Here is an 18,976-nt window from a genome sequence, read left to right as displayed (position 1 = left end):
CACAGCAATTAGAAGGAGTTTGAATAATTTGACTATAACGTTTCAAGATTTTAATTTAAGTTCTGATCTCATGAAAGCAATTAACCGTCTGGGATTTGAAGAAGCAACGCCGATTCAGGCACAAACGATACCGCTCGGACTTTCAAATAAAGACGTCATTGGACAAGCGCAAACAGGTACAGGTAAAACAGCTGCGTTTGGTATACCCCTTGTTGAAAAAATTAACCCCGAGTCTCCTGATATTCAAGCAATCGTAATCGCGCCAACCCGTGAATTAGCCATTCAAGTATCTGAAGAATTATATAAAATCGGACAAGATAAGCGTGCGAAGGTTCTTCCTATTTACGGCGGACAGGATATTGGGCGACAAATTCGGGCTTTAAAGAAAAACCCGCATATCATTGTGGGAACACCTGGACGTCTTCTTGATCACATTAACCGCCGCACAATTCGTTTAAACAATGTAAACACTGTTGTAATGGATGAAGCGGATGAAATGCTGAACATGGGATTCATTGACGACATTGAATCTATTCTTTCAAACGTGCCGAGCGAGCATCAGACACTTCTGTTTTCTGCTACAATGCCAGCGCCGATCAAACGTATTGCGGAGCGCTTCATGACTGAGCCGGAACACGTGAAAGTAAAAGCAAAAGAAATGACGGTTTCTAACATTCAGCAGTTCTATTTAGAAGTGCAGGAGCGTAAAAAATTCGATACACTGACTCGTCTTCTTGACATTCAGTCTCCTGAGCTTGCGATCGTCTTCGGACGTACAAAACGCCGTGTTGATGAGCTGGCTGAAGCTCTTAACCTTCGCGGATATGCGGCTGAAGGAATTCACGGTGACTTAACGCAGGCGAAACGTATGGTTGCGCTTCGCAAATTTAAAGAAGGCGCAATCGAAGTTCTTGTTGCAACTGATGTTGCGGCTCGCGGACTTGATATCTCTGGTGTTACACACGTGTACAACTTCGACGTGCCTCAAGATCCTGAAAGCTATGTTCACCGTATCGGAAGAACAGGCCGTGCAGGAAAAACAGGTATGGCGATGACGTTCATTACACCGCGTGAGAAAAGCATGCTTCGCGCAATTGAACAAACAACAAAACGCAAAATGGACCGCATGAAGGAGCCTACACTTGATGAAGCGTTAGAAGGCCAGCAGCAGGTTACGGTTGAACGCCTTCGCACGGCAATCAGTGAAAACAACCTGAACTTCTACATGACAGCGGCAGCTGAGCTGCTTGAAGATCATGATGCAGTGACAGTGGTTGCGGCGGCTATCAAGATGTCTACAAAAGAGCCGGACAACACACCGATTCGCTTAACAGACGAAGCGCCGATGGTCGGCAAACGCCACAAGAACCAGCGCTCTTCTAAACGCAGAGATGGACAAGGCGGCGGCTATCGCGGCGGAAAAGGGAAAAACAACAACCGTTCTTCCTACGACAAAAAGCGTTCAAACGATCGCCGTTCTTCAGGTGACAGACGCCAGAAAAAATCTTACTAATTCTATCGATTAGAAGCCCAAAACATGTCGTTTTGGGTTTTTTTATGTTTACGACTTGGTATTCAGCAAACTTTCAGCTGACGGAAGCTGTTTTTCTCTGTATGCTTAAGAATGAAACCTTTCTGTATAAGAGACGTATAAGTAAAGATGAAAAAACGGGAGGTAGGTATTTTGAGAGAGCAGCCTAAAAACCAAATCAGTCCAGACGGATTAAAGGTTTGGCGACTTCAAGAGATCATCATATCCGCTGTCTGCTTGCTTATCGTCATAGCAGTTGCAGTGTTAAGCTATTATTTTCATTGGCCGTACTCGATCAGCGGCGTGCTCGGCGGGATTTGGCTGCTGGGTTCAATTGTGACGGTCTTTATCATTCCAAAGATCCGTCATAAAGTGTGGCGCTATGAAGTCCATGAACATGAAATCGATATTCAGTCAGGTATTTTTGTGGTGACACGTGTGATTGTCCCGATGGTCAGGGTTCAGCACGTCGATACGTCACAAGGGCCGTTATTGAAAAAGTACAACCTGGCAACTGTAAAAATTTCCACGGCCGCGACCGTTCATTCGATCCCCGCTTTAGAGATGGAGGAAGCGGATCGACTGAGAGACTCTATTTCCCGTCTGGCAAGGGTGACTGAAGATGATGTCTGAACCGAAACGCCTGCACCCGGCGGCAGTCATTTTGAATTTATGCCATACCATTATTCAAACGATTAAAAATATCATTCTGCCATTCTTTTTTGTGTATATCGTTAATTCAAACCATACGGTCCGTTTTTACGGAGCTATTGCGCTTGGTGTGCTGTTTATCTGGCTTGTGGCCGCAAGCATCATCAAATGGAGAAGGTTTACCTATCGAATCGAAGATGACGAATTCAGAATTGAAGAAGGCTTGTTTGTCACGAAAAAGCGATACATATCGATCGATCGGATTCAAACGATGAATACGAGCGCGGGCGTGATCCAGCAAATCTTTAAGCTTGTGAAGCTGCAAATTGAAACGGCAGGCGGAGGCAAGGAGGCGGAAGCTGTTCTGTCTGCTATTTCTGTTGAAGAAGCCGAACGCATCAAAGAATCAGTCTTTAAGAAAAAAGCAAAAAGTCACGAAAGCGAACACGATGAAGAGCTGCTGGAAGCAGAACAGGAGCAGACTCCGGAAGTTGAGCCGCAAGAGCGCTATCGCATGAACATGAAAGAGTTGCTCATGGCCGCCTCTACCTCCGGCGGAATCGGAGTGATTATCTCCGCTGTATTTGCGCTTATTTCTCAGCTTGATGAAGTGTTGCCGATGGATTGGTTTTTCGATAAATTCTCCTTCCTTCAGCACGCCAGCATCGGTATTTATGCGGTACTCATTTTTATCGGTTTATTTATCGTCTGGATGTTCAGCATCGCCGGTATGATGTTTAAATACGCGAACTTTCAAATTATAAAAAAAGAGCAGGAATTGGTCATTTCAAGAGGGATTATCGAAAAACATCAAGTCACGATTCCGCTCCGAAAAATACAAGCCATTAAAATCAAAGAAAATATCATCCGCCAGTTATTCGGCTATGTGACGGTGTCCATTGTCAGCGCGGGCGGCGGCGACCGGGAAAAAGAAGAAGGCGCTTTGACGATTCTTTTTCCGATGATTCATAAAAAGAAGCTCCCACACATGCTTCAGGCCTTTACGCCGGAATACACGCTGGAAGAAAACGTCCGACGTCTGCCGGGGCGCGCGCTGAAACGATATTTATTCCGCTCCGTCATTTTTTCACTTTTTTTGATCATCCCATTATGTATCTTCTTTCAGCCATGGGGCTACCTGTCGATCGTGCTGCTGCCGATTGAATTGTTCTTCGGCTACCTCGCATTTAAGGATGCAGCATGGACGATCAACGGGGAGCGTCTTCAGCTTACGTCAAGGTTTATCGGCAGAACAACCGCGATTGTGCTGAAAAGAAGAATGCAGATTTGCAAATTCAGCCAATCCTATTTTCAAAAGAAAGGCCGTCTGTATACCATTTCTACCGCGGTAAAATCATCAAGCCATATGGAAGAATTAACGGTGAGGGATGTAGGTGAAGAGGATGCGGACTTCATTTTGAACTGGTACTCATATGAAAAAGCGGACGGTTAATACCGCCGCTCTTTTTTTTGCACACATAAAAAGGAGAGAAGAAACCCGCCGCAAAGCCCAAACAGATGGGCCATCATGTTAATATTGGAGTTGATAAACGACATCAGAACGGCAAATGCGAGCAGTGTGACAATCATTTTGGAATGCTCCTGCCCGATCAGTTCTTTGTGAAAAAGAACCATAAACAGATACACGCCGAACAGCCCGAAAATCGCGCCTGAAGCCCCGACATGCACGTAATCAAGCGGCTCTGTCACATATGTGCCGATATTGCCGATGATGCCGGAGCCGGCGTACACAAGGAGGAAACGCGCTTTTCCCAGCATACGCTCCAAAGCCGGGGCAAATAAAAAGATCGACATGGAATTAAACAGCAGATGGGTAAAACCGGCGTGCAGCAAAACCGGTGTGATCAGCCGCCACCATTCACCGTTTGCAACGCCTAGATTATAGCCTGTGACGGTATCTCTCCATAACACGACTGAATGGACAGGAAGTGAAAAAAATAGCCAGAGAACAGCTTGCAAAGCCAATATAAAGGTGACAACGGGATAAAGCCTGATAAACGTTTGGAAATTTTCGGTCCGTATAAACATTCCGAGCCCCTTTTCTTCATTTTGGTATTTCTATAGTAACACGTTTATGAGACAAACCATTCAAATAGTACATACGCAAAGGAGGTTATCACCCATGATATACGGCATAGGACTAGATATCACCGAGCTTAAACGGATCGCTTCTATGGCCGGCCGCCAGAAACGATTTGCTGAGCGGATTTTGACGCGAAGCGAGCTTGATCAATATGATGAGCTTTCAGAGAAAAGAAAAATTGAGTTTCTCGCGGGCAGATTTGCGGCAAAAGAAGCTTTCTCGAAAGCGTTTGGCACCGGTATAGGAAAACAGCTTAGCTTTCAGGATATTGAAATTAAGAAAGACCAAAATGGCAAGCCTTATATCATTTGCGCAAAACTAAGCCAAGCCGCCGTTCACGTATCAATCACCCATACAAAGGAATACGCGGCCGCGCAGGTGGTGATTGAAAGGTTGTCAAGCTAGTCTGCATATTAGGGGCACCCCACTCATATATTTGATAGTGCATTAAGGGAGACAAGTTGTTTGAGGCTTTTATGGTACGCATCCGTTCTGCCTAACGTGTACCGAGCGTACCGTTAAAGTCAAACAAGCGATTTCTTCCTTTTACATCAATTGAGAAAAAGGGGTTGAAAAAGGTGAGAAAAAGCTTTGTTTTGCTTTTAACGGGACTGCTTGCTGTCCTTATTCTTTCTGCCTGCGGGCAAAAAACACAGCAAGATATTGTGACCGGGTTAGATGAAAAGGCGAAAGAATATACCTCGTACAAAGCAAAAGCGAAAATGACCATCGAGACAGGGAGTGAGCCTCAAGTATACAATGTGGAAATCTGGCACAAAAAGCCATCTCTGTACAGGGTTTATCTGGAAAATCCGAAAAAGGACCAAAATCAAGTCATTTTACGAAATGAAAACGGAGTATTTGTTCTCACGCCGTCTTTAAATAAGAGCTTCAGATTTCAAAGCGACTGGCCGAACAACAGCAGCCAGGTCTATCTGTTTGAATCGCTCGTAAAGGATGTTCAAAACGATTCAGATGCGGTTTTCACTGCGAAAGAAAAGAACTACGTATTTGAAACAAAAACGAACTATCAGCATAACAAAATGCTGCCAACGCAAGAAATCACGTTTAACAAAAAAGATATGAGCCCGTCATCTGTCAAAGTCATGGATACTGATCGAAAAGTTATGGTGAAAGTAGAATTCAGCAGCTTCGAATTCAATAAACATTTCGACAAAGAATCCTTTGACGAGAAGAAAAATATGACCCTTTCCCAAATGGACGTTGCCACAAGCGCGAAGCCATCCGATACATTCGCGGTCAAAACGCCGCTTGAACTGCCGCTTGGCGTAAAGCTGCTAGAAGAAAAAGATATCTCTACTGAAGACGGGAAGCGGATCATCATGACCTACGGAGGAGAAAAATCATTTACCTTAATTCAGGAAAAAGCCCAAATTGCCAAGGCTTCCTCCTCAGTTAGGCTGAACGGCGAACCGGTGAATCTCGGCTACACCATCGGCGCCTTGTCGGATGCATCATTATCATGGACGTATGATGGCGTAGATTACCTTCTCTCATCTAAAGATCTTACGAAAGAGGAAATGGTGACAGTCGCGAAAAGCATGCAGGGACAATCATCTAAATAACCGGCAAAGGCCAAACATGATTTGGCCTTTTTTTCGTCTTGCATCGTTTCCCTTTGGCCTTTAATTTTAGTATGATATGTAAATGATATTGAATAAAAGCTAGGAAGTGTCATAATGAGCACAAAACCTTTTTACAGAAATACGTGGGCGGAAATCGACTTGTCCGCGATAAAGGAAAATGTCAGCAATATGAAAGAACATATCGGCGAACATGTCCACCTAATGGCAGTTGTGAAAGCAAACGCCTACGGGCATGGCGATGCAGAAACAGCGAAAGCGGCGCTTGACGCAGGTGCTTCATGCTTGGCAGTGGCTATTCTCGATGAAGCGATTTCACTGCGCAACAAGGGCCTGAAAGCGCCGATTTTGGTGCTCGGCGCGGTTCCCCCTGAGTATGTATCAATCGCGGCAGAATATGATGTGACAATAACAGCTTATTCTGTTGAATGGCTTCAGGAAGCCGCCCGCCATATGAAAAAAGGTTCTCTTCATTTTCATTTAAAGGTCGATACGGGGATGAACAGGCTTGGCGTAAAAACAGAAGAAGAAGTTCATCACGTCATGGCGATTCTTGACCGTAACCCTCGTTTAAAATGCAAAGGGGTATTTACCCATTTTGCGACAGCGGATGAAAAAGAAAGAGGCTATTTTTTAAAGCAGTTTGAGCGCTTTAAAGAACTGATTGCTCCGCTGCCGCTTAAGAAACTGATGGTGCACTGTGCGAACAGCGCCGCCGGCCTCAGGCTGAAAAAAGGCTTTTTCAACGCGGTCAGATTCGGCATCGGCATGTACGGCCTCCGTCCGTCAGCCGACATGACGGACGAAATACCGTTTGAGCTGCGCCCCGCTTTCACTCTGCATTCAACGCTGTCGCATGTCAAACTGATCAGAAAAGGCGAGAGCGTCAGCTACGGAGCGGAATACACAGCGGAAAAAGATACATGGATCGGGACGGTGCCTGTCGGCTATGCGGATGGCTGGCTTCGAAAGTTGGAAGGAACCGAAATCCTTGTAAAGGGAAAACGGCTGAAGATCGCCGGCCGGATCTGCATGGACCAATTTATGGTGGAGCTGGATCAGGAATATCCGCCGGGCACAAAAGCCACATTAATAGGCCGGCAGGGAGATGAATATATTTCCATGGATGAAATTGCAGGCAGGCTCGAAACCATTAACTATGAGGTGTCTTGTACAATAAGTTCCCGGGTTCCCCGTATGTTTTTGGAAAATGGGAGTATAATGGAAGTAAGAAATCCTTTAGTGCAGGAAAATAAAAGCAAATAGCTCATCTCATAATGGAGAATTCATAAAACAGCTTTGCTTGAAGAGTGAATAATGGTATCATTATCACTGGATGGATAAAAGAGTCGTATCCGTAAGTTTGGTGGAGGTGTATGTTTTTTGTCTGAATCCAGCGCAAGAACCGAAATGAAAATCAGCTTGCCCGAAAACCTAGTAGCTGAATTGGATGGTGTAGCGATGCGGGAGAAACGAAGCAGAAACGAACTGATATCACAAGCAGTGAGAGCGTATGTCAGCGAACGAACAACTCGTCACAACCGTGATTTGATGAGACGCGGCTATATGGAAATGGCGAAAATCAACCTGAATATTTCTTCTGAGGCTCACTTTGCGGAGTGCGAGGCTGAAACGACAGTTGAGCGCTTAGTCAGCGGAGGATAATCATTTGATTGTGAAACGCGGCGATGTTTATTTTGCTGATTTATCTCCTGTTGTTGGCTCAGAACAAGGCGGGGTGCGCCCGGTTTTAGTGATCCAAAATGACATCGGAAATCGCTTCAGCCCAACTGCTATTGTTGCAGCCATAACAGCGCAAATACAGAAGGCGAAATTACCAACCCACGTCGAAATTGATGCAAAACGCTACGGTTTTGAAAGAGATTCCGTTATTTTGCTGGAGCAAATTCGGACGATTGACAAGCAAAGGTTAACGGATAAGATTACTCATCTGGATGATGAAATGATGGATAAGGTTGATGAAGCCTTACAAATCAGTTTGGCACTCATTGATTTTTAGACATATGTGCAGGTTGCTCAAATCGAGCAACTTTTTTTGTTTTCAAAAAACATAAACGATATAATAGTGTAATAACAAAAAATATGTTGTTTTTTATCGGGAGGTAAGCGAATTTGATGTCGAATCAGACTGTATACCAGTTCATTGCCGAGAATCAAAATGAACTGCTCCAACTGTGGACTGACACACTAAGAGAATTAAGCGAGCAAGAATCATACCAGCTGACTGACCAAGTGTATGAAAATATATCTAAGGAATATATCGACATTCTTCTGCAGTCTGTTAAGGACGACAGCGCGGCTGAAAGCCAGATCAGCGAACTGGCGCTGAGAACCGTCCAAATTGGACTTTCTTTGAAGTTTCTGGCTACGGCGCTTGCTGAATTCTGGAAGCGTCTCTACACGAAGATGAACGATAAGAGATTGCCAGATCAAGAGAGTACGGAATTAATCTGGCAGCTTGACCGCTTTTTCAGCCCGATTAATACAGAAATCTTCAACCAATACTCAATCTCGTGGGAAAAAACCGTATCCTTGCAAAAAATTGCGCTGCAGGAGCTATCTGCGCCGCTTATCCCGGTGTTTGAAAACATCACCGTGATGCCGCTGGTCGGAACAATAGATACCGAACGTGCAAAACGAATTATGGAAAATCTTCTTAACGGTGTCGTCAAACACCGGTCACAAGTCGTGCTGATTGACATCACAGGTGTTCCTGTCGTTGACACGATGGTTGCCCATCATATTATTCAGGCGTCTGAAGCGGTAAGGCTTGTCGGTGCGAAATGCCTGCTCGCCGGCATCCGTCCGGAAATTGCTCAGACCATTGTCAACCTGGGCATTGATTTATCCCAGATTATTACTAAGAATACCCTGCAAAAAGGAATTCAAACAGCATTGGAAATGACGGATCGAAAAATCGTTTCATTGGGGGAATAACATTTGAGACATCCGAAAATCCCGATCTTGAAACTGTATAATTGCTTATTAGTGTCCATTCAATGGGAACTTGATGACCAAACAGCATTGACCTTTCAAGAAGACTTATTAAATAAAATATACGAAACAGGTGCCAACGGAGTCGTGATTGATCTGACATCTGTAGATATGATTGATTCATTTATCGCCAAAGTGCTGGGCGACGTCATTACAATGTCTAAGTTAATGGGGGCGAAAGTGGTCTTGACCGGCATTCAGCCCGCTGTGGCAGTGACGCTGATTGAACTTGGAATCGCACTTGAGGAAATCGAAACTGCGCTCGACTTAGAGCAGGGGCTTGAGACATTGAAGCGGGAATTGGGGGAATAGCGAATGAACGACCAATCCTGTGTAAAAATCATGACAGAATGGGATATTGTGGCGGCCAGACAACTGGGGCGAAATGTTGCAAAAGAACTGGGTTTCGGCACGGTAGACCAGGCTAGAATTACAACGGCTATTTCAGAATTAGCCAGGAACATTTATTTGTATGCCGGCAAAGGCCAGATTGGTATTGAACAGGTCGCTGACAGAGGAAAAAAGGGCCTGAAAATCATAGCGGAAGACCAAGGGCCGGGAATTCCTGATATCCGTAAAGTCATGGAAGACGGATTTTCAACGTCTGGCGGACTAGGAGCGGGACTTCCTGGTGTTAAAAGGCTGATGGATGAATTCAGTTTAAATTCCGTATCGGGGGAAGGAACAGAGATACAAGCCATTAAATGGCTTCGGTAGGAGGTAAGAAAGTGGATTTTAGGGAGGTTATTGAGCAGCGGTATCATCAGCTGCTTAGTCGATATATAGCTGAATTAACAGAAACATCTTTATATCAAGCACAAAAATTCAGCCGAAAAACAATCGAGCATCAAATTCCTCCGGAAGAAATCATCAGCATTCACCGAAAAGTGCTGAAGGAGCTGTATCCGAGTCTCCCGGAAGATGTTTTTCATTCGCTGGATTTTTTAATAGAAGTCATGATTGGATATGGAATGGCTTATCAGGAGCATCAAACCCTCAGGGGAATACAGCAGGAAATTAAATCAGAAATTGAAATCGCGGCGAATGTCCAGCAGACGCTGCTCGGAACAAAGATTCCGCAGGAAGAAGCGCTGGATATCGGTGCCATCAGTGTGCCCGCTAAACAGATGAGCGGTGATTATTACCACTTTGTCAAAGACAAGGAATCCATTAATATCGCAATCGCGGATGTGATCGGAAAAGGCATTCCGGCGGCTCTTTGTATGTCCATGATTAAATACGCGATGGACTCTTTGCCGGAAACGGGCATACATCCTTCTCAGGTGCTGAAAAATTTAAACAGGGTTGTCGAACAAAACGTTGACGCCAGCATGTTTATTACGATGCTTTATGCCAATTACAATATGGACAAGCATCAATTTACATATGCTTCAGCGGGACATGAACCGGGATTCTATTATTCTCAAAAAGACAACACGTTTTACGATTTAGAGGCCAAAGGGCTCGTTCTTGGCATCTCCCAGGATTATGACTACAAACAATTTGATCAGCATCTCGATAAGGGCGATATGATTGTTTTATTTTCTGACGGCGTCACAGAATGCAGAACGGAAAACGGTTTCTTGGAGCGTCCTGATCTGCAGAAACTCATTGAGGAACATATGTGTTCCTCTGCGCAGGAAATGGTCAAAAACATTTATGACAGCCTCCTCAAATTGCAGGACTTTCAGCTTCACGATGATTTTACGTTAATTGTTTTGCGAAGAAAGGTTTAGCATCAGCCAGCCGGGGGTATACAACAATTAATGATTTGAAGGATAATTTGAGGTGATAAGAATGAATATAAATGTTGATGTGAAGCAAAACGTGAATGATACACAAGTAAACATTGCAGGAGAAATAGATGTATACTCAGCTCCGGTGCTCAGAGAGAAGCTCGTTCCTCTGGCAGAACAAGGCGCTGACTTAAAAATTTGCCTGAAAGATGTCAGCTACATGGACAGTACCGGACTCGGCGTCTTTGTAGGCATCTTTAAAACAGTGAAAAAACAAGGCGGGTCGCTGAAACTTGAAAATCTTTCTGACCGGCTGATTCGTCTGTTTGAGATTACAGGTTTGAAGGACATCATTGATATTTCTGCAAAGTCAGAAGGTGGAGTGCAATGAAGAATAATGCTGATTACATCGAAATGAAAGTGCCGGCCCAGCCTGAATATGTAGGGATTATAAGGCTGACGCTGTCAGGCGTCGCAAGCAGAATGGGCTATACGTATGATGAAATTGAAGATCTGAAAATCGCAATCAGTGAAGCGTGTACGAATGCGGTTCAGCATGCTTACAAAGAAGATAAAAATGGTGAAGTGTCAATCCGATTCGGTGTGTTTGAAGACCGTTTAGAGGTCATTGTGGCGGATGAAGGAGACAGCTTTGATTTCGACCAAAAGCAACAGGATCTAGGGCCGTACACACCTTCGCACACAGTTGATCAATTATCAGAAGGAGGGCTCGGTCTATATTTAATGGAAACGCTTATGGATGAAGTCAGAGTGCAAAACAACTCCGGCGTCACCGTAGCGATGACAAAGTATTTAAATGGGGAGCGAGTTGATCATGACACAACCATCAAAAACTACGAAACTAACTAAGGATGAAGTCGATCGGCTCATAAGCGAATACCAAATAAATCAAGATGAACAGGCGCAAGAAACGCTTGTGCAGGTATATACAAATCTTGTTGATATGCTTGCGAAAAAATATTCAAAAGGCAAAAGCTTCCACGAGGATCTTCGCCAGGTCGGCATGATCGGGCTGCTGGGAGCGATTAAGCGATACGATCCGGTGGTCGGCAAATCGTTTGAAGCTTTTGCGATACCGACGATTATTGGTGAGATTAAACGTTTCCTCAGAGATAAGACGTGGAGCGTTCACGTACCGAGACGAATCAAAGAATTGGGCCCAAGAATCAAAATGGCGGTTGATCAGCTGACGACTGAAACACAAAGGTCGCCGAAAGTAGAAGAGATTGCCGAATTCCTCGATGTTTCGGAAGAAGAGGTTCTTGAAACGATGGAAATGGGCAAAAGCTATCAAGCCTTATCCGTTGACCACAGCATTGAAGCGGATGCGGAAGGAAGCACCGTCACGATTCTTGATATCGTCGGATCACAGGAGGATGGATATGAGCGGGTCAACCAGCAAATGATGCTGCAAAGCGTGTTTCATGTCCTTTCAGACCGTGAAAAACAAATCATAGACCTTACGTATATTCAAAACAAAAGCCAAAAAGAAACTGGGGACATTCTCGGTATATCTCAAATGCACGTCTCGCGTCTGCAGCGCAAAGCTGTGAAGAAGCTCAGAGAGGCCTTGACTGAAGATCCCTCGATGGAGTTAATGTAATGATCCAGGTTGAAGAAAACGAGCATATTCAAACTCTTGTATTCCAACTGAATAAAGAAGGAAAATCGATTTGCGGCGACAGCTTTTATATGAAAGCTGATGATAAGGAGTTAATTTGCGCGGTAGCTGACGGACTTGGAAGCGGATCGCTTGCCAACGAATCTTCCGCAGCAATCAAAGCCTTAGCGGAAAACTATGCGAATGAAGACGTACAAAGCATTATTGAACGCTGTAATCAGGCGATGAAACACAAAAGAGGCGCTACAGCTTCTATCCTGAAAATCAATTTTAAACAAAGGCAGTTTACGTACTGCTCTGTCGGAAACGTACGGTTTATTCTGCATTCCCCGTCTGGTGACAGCTTTTATCCTCTGCCGATTTCAGGCTATTTATCAGGAAAGCCGCAAAAATACAAAACACACACCGCCACCTATGAAAAGGGTTCAAAGTTCATTATACATACCGATGGACTAAACGTACCCGATATCCGCTCCCATTTGAAAAAAGGCCAATCGGTAGAAGACATATCGAATTCACTGAAAATGTACACAACATCGAGAAAAGATGATCTGACCTATATTCTTGGACAGCTGTCCTAAGAGATCAGAAAAAGAAGCTGGACATCCGGCTTCTTTTTTTGTAATGGTGCGCTCAATATGTGGAAACTGCCAGCAATCAAACGGAATTTTCTGGGCGTTGAAGAACAAAGAAAGTTACGGCTGCCCAGCTGTCTTTTTTTATGTGTTTCTTTCGGTTTTTGATACACTAGAGAAAGAACGACAAAATTGGAGGCTATGGTTACATGGAAACGTCAGCCCTTTTAAAACAGCAAATTGCGAAAGAAATCGGTTTGTCACAAAAACACGTTGAAAGTGTCATCCGCCTGCTTGAAGACGGCAACACAGTCCCGTTTATCGCCCGATACCGAAAAGAGCAAACGGGTTCAATGGATGAGGTTCAGATTCAGACAATTTCTGAACGCTGGCAATACATACAAAACTTGAATCAGCGAAAAGAAGAAGTTATCCGGCTCATTGCAGAGCAGGATAAATTAACAGATGACTTGAAACGTAAAATCGAGCAATCGGTGAAGCTTCAGGAAGTGGAAGACCTTTACCGCCCGTATAAACAAAAACGCAAAACAAAGGCGACAGTCGCGAAAAGCAAAGGCCTCGAGCCGCTTGCCGAGTATATCCTGACACTTCCGCAAGATAACCGTCTGGCAGAAGCCGCAGACCAATATATCAGCAAAGAAAAAGAAGTGTTCACACGGGAAGAAGCGATTGAAGGCGCCAAGCACATTATTGCGGAACAAATCTCAGACGAGCCAAGTTTCAGGAAGTGGATTCGCCAGGAAACCTTTAAAAAAGGAACCATGAAATCTGCAGCCGGAAAGTCGGCGGACACAGACGAAAAAAATGTGTATGAAATGTATTATGAGTACGAAGAACCAATCGCAAAAGTCGTTCCGCACAGAGTGCTGGCGATGAACCGCGGCGAAAAAGAAGACATTTTAAAGGTATCAATCGAACCGCCGGCAGATTACATCAAGGCGTATTTAGAAAAACAGATTATCAAAAACCGCACAACGTCCGTAAAAGAGATTTTGCAGGAGACGATTGAAGACAGCTATAAACGGCTGATCCAGCCGGCGATCGAGCGTGAAATCAGAAAAGAACTGTCAGAAAAAGCGGATGAACAGGCGATTCATATTTTCTCTGAGAACCTGAGAAAGCTTCTGCTTCAGCCGCCGATGAAAGGCAAAACCGTTCTCGGTGTTGACCCAGCCTTCCGAACGGGCTGTAAGCTTGCTGTGTCAGATGAGACAGGGAAAGTCTTGAAAATTGATGTCATCTACCCGCATGCGCCAGTCAACAAAACGAAAGAAGCCCATGAGAAAGTCAAAGCGATTCTCGAGCAGTATCAAGTCGAGATGGTGGCGATCGGAAACGGCACGGCGTCCAGAGAAACAGAGCAATTCATCGTCAATGCACTGAAGGACATGCCGCGCAAAATTTATTATGTGATCGTCAATGAAGCGGGAGCAAGCGTGTATTCGGCTTCTGAGCTTGCCAGAGAAGAATTCCCTGAGCTTCAGGTTGAAGAGCGCAGTGCCGTATCCATTGCGCGAAGACTTCAAGATCCGCTCGCGGAACTTGTCAAGATCGATCCGAAATCTGTGGGGGTCGGACAGTATCAGCATGATGTCAGCCAAAAACGTTTAAATGAATCTCTGCGGTTCGTCGTCGAAACAGTCGTAAACCAGGTGGGAGTAAACGTCAACACAGCATCCGCCGCGCTGCTTCAATATGTAGCGGGATTATCAAAGTCTGTAGCAGGCAACGTTGTTAAAAAGCGTGAGGAAATCGGGAAGTTTTCGAATCGAAAAGAACTGAAGGGCATCCCGAGACTCGGTGCGAAAACTTATGAGCAATGCATCGGTTTCTTAAGAGTGCAGGAAGGGACAGAGCCTTTGGACAGAACAGGCATCCACCCGGAAAGCTATAAAGAAACAAAAGCGCTATTGAAAAAGCTCGGTCTTTCAACAGAACAAATCGGCACGGCGGAATCGAGGGACAAAATCAATCAGCTGGCGCTTTCTGAAACGGCAAAAGAGCTTGGAATCGGCGAAATCACTCTGAAAGATATTTGTGAACAGCTGACAAGGCCGGAACGCGATCCCCGTGATGAGGTGCCTAAGCCTTTGCTGAAAACAGACGTCCTTCAGCTGGAAGATTTGAAAGAGGGAATGGAGTTGCAGGGCACCGTGCGCAATGTAGTGGACTTCGGAGCGTTTGTTGATATCGGAGTCAAACAAGACGGGCTTGTGCATATCTCAAAACTCAGCAATCAATTCGTCAAGCATCCTCTTGATGTCGTGTCCGTCGGTGACATTGTGACGGTTTGGGTTGACGGTGTAGATGTACAAAAAGGCAGAGTATCGCTGTCTATGATAAAATAAAAGCACTGCTTATGAGCAGTGTTTTTTCCTATAGAAATACCAGCATTGATTCAGCAGTTTGATTTGGTAATTATCTTTTTCAAGGAACGCTTTCTGCATCTGTTTTTTAAGCCAATTTGGCATAGGCTCATTCCTCCTCAGCTTTTATCATAAGAGGGACAGTATTACCATATTGTATGCGAACGGTGAATTGTCCCGTTCAATGTTTTTTAAGTGAGGTGCACCATGGATAACAAAGAGCTTCAAAAACTGACAGAGGATATTTCTGAAACGTATTTTAACAAGCCGTTCCGCCATCAGGCGCTTTTTAATGACAGGCTTAAAACGACGGGCGGAAGGTACCTGTTAACCTCTCATAACATTGAATTGAACAGAAAATACCTGATTGAACACGGCAGGGAAGAACTGATCGGCATCATTAAGCACGAGCTTTGCCATTATCATCTTCACCTTGAAGGAAAGGGGTACAAGCATAGAGACAGAGATTTTCGAGTGCTGATGCAGCAGGTCAACGCGCCAAGGTTCTGTACACCCCTTAAGAAAAAAACAGAAAACAAAAAAACTTATAGGTATATCTGTACGGCCTGCGGCCAACAGTATATAAAGAAACGTGCCATGAACCCTGACAGATACAGGTGCGGAAAATGCCGCGGGAAAATAAAAAGATTTTTTTCGTAAAAAAGGTTGACGAATATGGCAAGCCTATGGTACATTATAAAAGTCGTCGCGAGAGATAAATGAAAAACATTCATCTCTTGACACTGTAAATCAAGGCTGATATAATAATCCTTGTCTCATTATTCCACAGTAGCTCAGTGGTAGAGCTATCGGCTGTTAACCGATCGGTCGCAGGTTCGAATCCTGCCTGTGGAGCCATATTGGAGAAGTACTCAAGTGGCTGAAGAGGCGCCCCTGCTAAGGGTGTAGGTCGCGTAAGCGGCGCGAGGGTTCAAATCCCTCCTTCTCCGCCATCAGATTTCGATATAAGTTCTCAACCATCGGCCCGTTGGTCAAGCGGTTAAGACACCGCCCTTTCACGGCGGTAACACGGGTTCGAATCCCGTACGGGTCATTCCATTTTCGTTGGGCTATAGCCAAGCGGTAAGGCAACGGACTTTGACTCCGTCATGCGTTGGTTCGAATCCAGCTAGCCCAGCCATTTTTATTTTTGAAATTTAATAGCAAGAGCCATTAGCTCAGTTGGTAGAGCATCTGACTTTTAATCAGAGGGTCGAAGGTTCGAGTCCTTCATGGCTCACCATTTGTCTTTTTGCGGGTGTGGCGGAATTGGCAGACGCGCTAGACTTAGGATCTAGTGTCTTACGACGTGGGGGTTCGAGTCCCTTCACCCGCACTTTATTTACAAAGTGCACGCAAATTGGCTTTACTAGGTTAAGAGCCTAATAAACCAGCACAAACAATTTAATGATCACGCGGTCGTGGCGGAATGGCAGACGCGCTAGGTTGAGGGCCTAGTGGGTGAATAACCCGTGGAGGTTCAAGTCCTCTCGGCCGCATCAATGATACCAAGGGTTGTAGACCCTTGGTATTTTTTGTGCTTAATTTTAAATGATCTACTGCCCACTTATTTGAGTAAGTCATCAGCATTAGATACGGATAAACATTTTAGCATTTATTAGTAGTGACTAATACCTCAAACTCCAAGTTGCAAAAGTAGAGAAAGAATTGCTAAACATGGAAGAAAACCAAGATGCCTTGTTATATTGTAAGCTATTGGAATTTAGGCGCGAGATAATGTTGAGTTATATGGAATCTAAGGAAATGGAAGATCTCCATAATGCTTATGCCATGTTGGAATACTATTTTATTTTTTTAATCACTCAAGATATTTAGAGAGTATGAAGAGTACGCTTTCCAAACTGTGCGTTGTCAATTTATTGTAGCAGGAAACCTGATCGATTCTTTAGAATATGAAAGAGCCTTGGAACAATTTTTGAATTCTTAAGAAGTTGTCAAGGAAAGTAACATAGATCATTTAATTGCAATGTCACACATGTAATATTGGAATTTGTTATGATGAATTGAAGGAGTATAAAAAGGCTTCACAACATTTAATCTTGGCGTTAGAAATTTTTGAAAAATCAAAACATAGTGTCCTGACAAAGACTTTATTCACTTTAACCTATGTTGAAGCAAAACAACAAAGTTATGATGTTGCTTTGATATACTTTAGGAAAGGGCGATTTATTGCCGATAAAAGTGATGATAAGGAATACTCAGCGAAATTCAAAATATTAGAGGGATTATTTTTTCTGATGGTGAGACTCAATTAATAAAGAATGCATTTTCATATCTGGCTTCGAGAAAAATGTTTGCTGATGTTGAAAATTTTTCGATTGAAGTCGCTGATTATTTTCATGAACAAGGAAATTTAATGCTCTCTAATGAATATTATCGTATGAGTATTGAAGCAAGACGAAAAATTAAAAAAGGGGAGATTATTAATGAAAATCAGCCGGATTCTATTGGCTGCAGTGATTTTAAGTAGTGTATTTTCAATAACTTATCTGCAAAGTGATCATAATACTGAGATCAAAGTTGCCGCAGATAGGGTAGGGGCATAGGTTACTAATATAATTATAAAAATCTTAATCTTTTTGATTAAGCTTTTTATAAAAAATAGATACGAAAAGAAGGAAAGTGAAATGGAATACTCATTATTAGAAAACGGCATAGATTCATTAAAGAAAGCTAAAACTAACATAGAAGAGTTTGAGAAGTATCATAAGGAAAGCAGTTATCACTTTTTAAAAGATGCGATTATATTTCTTAATCATGGAATAGAAATTTTATTGAAATACATATTGTCAAAGCAAAATGAATCATTAATATTTACTGATATAAATTTATATATGGAAGCAAAAGAAAAGTTAAAGAATGAAAGTAAGGGTAAGAAAAACCCGTTTGAATTTAATAACAAGCGAAACGTTTTTGACGTTGATTTGGGCAACGTCAATAAAAAGAAACAATTGTATACAATTAGTTTGAATGAAGCGATTAAAAGAATTAAGTTTTTACTTGATATAAATATATCAGAAGATGTTGAGACGGCAATAATACTTATTAATGACTATCGAAATCATATAACACATCATTCAATCATTTTAGATGAACCCAGTGTTAATGAGTTAGTTGAGAAGATAAAATTTTTATATAGTCATATACTTGATTTTTTCCAAGAACATATCACAGAAAGAAACGTAATGAAGGAAGTAGATGCGGAGAGATACCTGTATACAAAGCAAGAATGGGAACAATATCAAAGAGATTTGGAAGATTTTCATTATGAGAGGGCAATGAGTCGTATATTCTAGATGCTGATGAAATGTAGTGTTAATTGGTCTCAGTAAGGTGCCCAATTGGTGCCCAGAATTCATGAAAAATGATGAAAATAGGTGTAAATAAAATAATCAGATGCTGTGGTTAAAAGCTTTTGTAACCCATGATACGTTTTTACTAGGTTGAGGGACTCGATTTAGATGAAGATACTAAAACATATTGGTCTCTTTTTTTGTTGTTGGAGTGAGTTATTAAATCTCCTTTAGGAGTTCATGACATGGCACCATTGACGAGTAGGGACACCCAATACCGGTAAGTATAGATATTTTTCTGGCTACTTTAAAAAGATAAAGAGCAAACCTTTTCAGGCTGATCTCTTTAAGTATGATACTCATACTGAACCATGACAAGTATACTGCACAGGTATTTCAATTTGTTCATTTAAGTTT

22 protein-coding genes, 7 tRNA genes and 1 pseudogene are annotated in these 18,976 nt (G+C 43.2%); 28 read left to right on the top strand and 2 right to left on the bottom strand.

The genetic code is table 11. The features are described from left to right. Positions 1–28 precede the first annotated feature (28 nt). From cshA to V6D41_RS19155, 3 genes are all read left to right on the top strand, one after another. The gene (cshA, locus tag V6D41_RS19165) at positions 29–1,513 is read left to right on the top strand and encodes a degradosome RNA helicase CshA (protein WP_148963056.1); all 1,485 of its coding nucleotides are present in this window, start codon (positions 29–31) and stop codon (positions 1,511–1,513) included. Between the two features lie 171 nt (positions 1,514–1,684). Then, a complete protein-coding gene (locus V6D41_RS19160; RefSeq protein ID WP_087992964.1) occupies positions 1,685–2,164 on the top strand; it encodes a PH domain-containing protein in 480 nt (159 codons plus the stop codon). After that, positions 2,154–3,635 (top strand): PH domain-containing protein, encoded by a 1,482-nt coding sequence (locus V6D41_RS19155; RefSeq protein WP_333519326.1) that lies wholly within the window; start codon positions 2,154–2,156, stop codon positions 3,633–3,635. The genes V6D41_RS19160 and V6D41_RS19155 overlap by 11 nt, the downstream gene beginning before the upstream one ends. Here V6D41_RS19155 and V6D41_RS19150 read toward each other — a convergent pair. Next, positions 3,632–4,231: a rhomboid family intramembrane serine protease gene (locus V6D41_RS19150; protein ID WP_087992962.1), complete on the bottom strand. Its 600-nt coding sequence runs from the start codon at positions 4,229–4,231 to the stop codon at positions 3,632–3,634. The two genes, V6D41_RS19155 and V6D41_RS19150, sit on opposite strands and share 4 nt — an antisense overlap. A 94-nt stretch (positions 4,232–4,325) precedes the next feature. Between V6D41_RS19150 and acpS the strand changes: the two genes are divergently transcribed. The 14 genes from acpS (at position 4,326) to V6D41_RS19080 (ending at position 15,227) form a co-directional block, all read left to right on the top strand. Beyond that, positions 4,326–4,691 (top strand): holo-ACP synthase, encoded by a 366-nt coding sequence (gene acpS, locus V6D41_RS19145; protein WP_333519325.1) that lies wholly within the window; start codon positions 4,326–4,328, stop codon positions 4,689–4,691. A 164-nt stretch (positions 4,692–4,855) separates the two neighbouring features. Then, positions 4,856–5,872, top strand: a complete 1,017-nt coding sequence (locus tag V6D41_RS19140; RefSeq protein WP_202328952.1) for a LolA family protein — start codon at positions 4,856–4,858, stop codon at positions 5,870–5,872. Positions 5,873–5,986: 114 nt separating this feature from the next. Beyond that, on the top strand, positions 5,987–7,156 hold the full coding sequence (alr, locus tag V6D41_RS19135) for an alanine racemase (protein ID WP_148963059.1): 1,170 nt from the start codon (positions 5,987–5,989) through the stop codon (positions 7,154–7,156). A gap of 117 nt (positions 7,157–7,273) precedes the next feature. Next, positions 7,274–7,555 (top strand): type II toxin-antitoxin system antitoxin EndoAI, encoded by a 282-nt coding sequence (gene endB, locus V6D41_RS19130; protein ID WP_003225183.1) that lies wholly within the window; start codon positions 7,274–7,276, stop codon positions 7,553–7,555. 4 nt (positions 7,556–7,559) lie between these two features. Beyond that, the gene (gene ndoA / locus V6D41_RS19125; protein WP_003156187.1) at positions 7,560–7,910 is read left to right on the top strand and encodes a type II toxin-antitoxin system endoribonuclease NdoA; all 351 of its coding nucleotides are present in this window, start codon (positions 7,560–7,562) and stop codon (positions 7,908–7,910) included. 113 nt (positions 7,911–8,023) lie between these two features. Continuing rightward, positions 8,024–8,848 (top strand): RsbT co-antagonist protein RsbRA, encoded by an 825-nt coding sequence (rsbRA, locus tag V6D41_RS19120; protein ID WP_148963060.1) that lies wholly within the window; start codon positions 8,024–8,026, stop codon positions 8,846–8,848. A 3-nt stretch (positions 8,849–8,851) separates the two neighbouring features. Further along, positions 8,852–9,217, top strand: a complete 366-nt coding sequence (gene rsbS / locus V6D41_RS19115; protein WP_003225190.1) for an RsbT antagonist protein RsbS — start codon at positions 8,852–8,854, stop codon at positions 9,215–9,217. 3 nt (positions 9,218–9,220) lie between these two features. Beyond that, positions 9,221–9,622 (top strand): serine/threonine-protein kinase RsbT, encoded by a 402-nt coding sequence (gene rsbT / locus V6D41_RS19110; protein ID WP_003240352.1) that lies wholly within the window; start codon positions 9,221–9,223, stop codon positions 9,620–9,622. 11 nt (positions 9,623–9,633) lie between these two features. Next, positions 9,634–10,641: a phosphoserine phosphatase RsbU gene (gene rsbU / locus V6D41_RS19105; protein WP_003225194.1), complete on the top strand. Its 1,008-nt coding sequence runs from the start codon at positions 9,634–9,636 to the stop codon at positions 10,639–10,641. Positions 10,642–10,702: 61 nt separating this feature from the next. Next, complete coding sequence (rsbV, locus tag V6D41_RS19100) at positions 10,703–11,032, top strand: anti-sigma factor antagonist RsbV (RefSeq protein ID WP_333519324.1); 330 nt, start codon at positions 10,703–10,705, stop codon at positions 11,030–11,032. Next, the gene (gene rsbW, locus V6D41_RS19095) at positions 11,029–11,511 is read left to right on the top strand and encodes an anti-sigma B factor RsbW (RefSeq protein ID WP_148963062.1); all 483 of its coding nucleotides are present in this window, start codon (positions 11,029–11,031) and stop codon (positions 11,509–11,511) included. The genes rsbV and rsbW overlap by 4 nt, the downstream gene beginning before the upstream one ends. Beyond that, complete coding sequence (sigB, locus tag V6D41_RS19090; RefSeq protein ID WP_333519323.1) at positions 11,477–12,265, top strand: RNA polymerase sigma factor SigB; 789 nt, start codon at positions 11,477–11,479, stop codon at positions 12,263–12,265. Before rsbW ends, sigB begins: the two co-directional genes overlap by 35 nt. Further along, positions 12,265–12,864: a phosphoserine phosphatase RsbX gene (gene rsbX / locus V6D41_RS19085; protein WP_148963064.1), complete on the top strand. Its 600-nt coding sequence runs from the start codon at positions 12,265–12,267 to the stop codon at positions 12,862–12,864. The genes sigB and rsbX overlap by 1 nt, the downstream gene beginning before the upstream one ends. A 203-nt stretch (positions 12,865–13,067) precedes the next feature. Beyond that, positions 13,068–15,227 carry a Tex family protein gene (locus V6D41_RS19080; RefSeq protein WP_333519322.1) on the top strand — a complete coding sequence of 720 codons (2,160 nt, stop codon included), beginning with the start codon at positions 13,068–13,070 and terminating at the stop codon, positions 15,225–15,227. Positions 15,228–15,236: 9 nt separating this feature from the next. On the opposite strand, the gene cmpA is transcribed toward V6D41_RS19080, so the two are convergent. Next, on the bottom strand, positions 15,237–15,350 hold the full coding sequence (gene cmpA, locus V6D41_RS19075; protein ID WP_003225207.1) for a cortex morphogenetic protein CmpA: 114 nt from the start codon (positions 15,348–15,350) through the stop codon (positions 15,237–15,239). 102 nt (positions 15,351–15,452) lie between these two features. On the opposite strand from cmpA, the gene V6D41_RS19070 reads away from it, so the two are divergent. From V6D41_RS19070 to V6D41_RS19020, 11 genes and pseudogenes are all read left to right on the top strand, one after another. Next, the gene (locus tag V6D41_RS19070) at positions 15,453–15,905 is read left to right on the top strand and encodes a SprT family protein (protein WP_333519321.1); all 453 of its coding nucleotides are present in this window, start codon (positions 15,453–15,455) and stop codon (positions 15,903–15,905) included. Positions 15,906–16,028: 123 nt separating this feature from the next. Beyond that, positions 16,029–16,103 (top strand) — tRNA-Asn (locus tag V6D41_RS19065). 4 nt (positions 16,104–16,107) lie between these two features. Beyond that, positions 16,108–16,198, top strand: a tRNA-Ser gene (locus tag V6D41_RS19060). Between the two features lie 29 nt (positions 16,199–16,227). Next, positions 16,228–16,299, top strand: a tRNA-Glu gene (locus tag V6D41_RS19055). A 12-nt stretch (positions 16,300–16,311) separates the two neighbouring features. Further along, positions 16,312–16,386, top strand: a tRNA-Gln gene (locus V6D41_RS19050). Positions 16,387–16,412: 26 nt separating this feature from the next. Then, positions 16,413–16,488, top strand: a tRNA-Lys gene (locus tag V6D41_RS19045). Positions 16,489–16,499: 11 nt separating this feature from the next. Then, positions 16,500–16,581 (top strand) — tRNA-Leu (locus V6D41_RS19040). Between the two features lie 79 nt (positions 16,582–16,660). Beyond that, positions 16,661–16,744, top strand: a tRNA-Leu gene (locus V6D41_RS19035). 154 nt (positions 16,745–16,898) lie between these two features. Beyond that, a pseudogene (locus V6D41_RS19030) lies at positions 16,899–17,736 on the top strand (tetratricopeptide repeat protein); the annotation flags it as partial. Then, positions 17,693–17,812: a phosphatase RapI inhibitor PhrI gene (gene phrI, locus V6D41_RS19025; RefSeq protein WP_010886415.1), complete on the top strand. Its 120-nt coding sequence runs from the start codon at positions 17,693–17,695 to the stop codon at positions 17,810–17,812. The pseudogene V6D41_RS19030 and the gene phrI, both read left to right, overlap by 44 nt. Positions 17,813–17,893: 81 nt before the next feature. Then, on the top strand, positions 17,894–18,562 hold the full coding sequence (locus tag V6D41_RS19020; RefSeq protein ID WP_333519320.1) for a hypothetical protein: 669 nt from the start codon (positions 17,894–17,896) through the stop codon (positions 18,560–18,562). Positions 18,563–18,976: the final 414 nt, after the last annotated feature.

This window comes from Bacillus sp. 0102A (assembly GCF_036765155.1).
Lineage (GTDB): Bacteria > Bacillota > Bacilli > Bacillales > Bacillaceae > Bacillus > Bacillus subtilis_G.
This window is presented reverse-complemented; position numbering and strand designations above follow the sequence as displayed.